General features: G+C 77.3%; 1 protein-coding gene. It reads left to right on the forward strand.

The features are described 5' to 3' along the window. Positions 1–1,333, forward strand: a 1,333-nt coding sequence (locus AB0K09_RS33420; RefSeq protein ID WP_366069143.1) for an AMP-binding protein, incomplete at both ends; no start/stop codon positions are given.

The raw sequence follows: 1,333 nt of genomic DNA on the forward strand, positions 1-1,333 counted from the left end.
CCTGTACCGCGCCGCCGGTGAGGCCGCGCGCAGGGCCGGGGACGCCGCCGGTGCCGGGCGCGACCTGGCGGCCGCGGCCACCGTCGCGTACCGCTTCTCCAGCGCGTTCACGCGGATACCCGCCGTGGAAGAGGTGACCGGTCTGCTCGCGGAGGCGCGCGAGCTGACCGGTGACGACGACCCGGCCGCCGAGGCGGCCGTCGCGCTGGCGGAGGCGGCAGTGCTCGCCGACGCGTACGGCGCGGTCCAGGGGGACACGGACAACACCGCATCGGACACTGTCGCGTGTGCCGAACGGGCCGTCGAACTCGCCCGGCGTACGGGCGAACCGGTGGCCCGGTCCGCCGCGCTGGACGCGCTCTCCGGCGCGCAGAGCTGGGCCGGTGACACGTTCGCCGCCGCGGCCGCCGCCCGGGCCCGGATCGACGTCCTGACTCCGGCGCCGAACACCCCGGCCCGTACGCACGAGCTGATCGACGCCCTCGCCATGGCTGCCGCGACCGCCCTCGGCGCGGGTGAGCTGCCCGCCGCCCGGCGGTGGGGACGGCAGCTCGCGGACCAACCGCCGTTGGCGGAGGTGGGCGACCACGCCACGTCCTGGCTGCTGGTCGCGGACGCCTTCGCGGGCCGTGCCGACGAGGTGCTCACCGGCAGCGTGCGCTTCCTCGACGCGTGGGAGCACAGCGGTCGGCAGCGCTCGTTCTCGCTCGGCCCGGCCGCCGCGTCCGTCGCGATGATCCACGGCTTGCGCGGCGACGTCGATGCCCGGGCCTCCTGGCTCGCGGTCGCCGATCAGGCGGGCGCCAAGGAGGATCACCGCTACGGCCACGGCGCGGTCTTCGACGCCATGGTCCTGCTCCACCACGGGGAGGCGAACGCCGCGCTGGAGCGCGTCGCGCCGGAGCCGGAGCAGGTGTGGAAGTGGGTCTGCTGGATCTGGCTGCACTGGTACGTGGCGCTCCGGGCGGAGGCTGCGGTGCTCGCCGGGCACCCGGACGCCCGGGACCGGGTCGCGGCCGCCCGGGCTCTGGTCACCGGCAACCCGGTCGCCACCGCCCAGGTGGACCGTGCCGAAGCCCTGCTCGACGGGCGGCCGGATCTGCCCGCCCTGCTGACCTGTACGCGCACCGGCGCGGTGCGGGTGCGCGCCACGCGCGGGCAACTGACCGACCTCGCCGACGCCTGCGCCGCCGGCCTGTACGCCCGGGGGCTGCGGCCGGGTGATGTGGTGGGCGTGGCGCTGCGGCCCGGGCCGCGCGCCCTGGCCGTACTGCTGGCCGTGGACCGGCTGGGGCTGTGCGCCGCCGTGCTGGACCCGGGGGCGGGACCGGAC

Source organism: Streptomyces sp. NPDC049577, assembly GCF_040675635.1.
Taxonomy (GTDB): Bacteria; Actinomycetota; Actinomycetes; order Streptomycetales; family Streptomycetaceae; genus Streptomyces.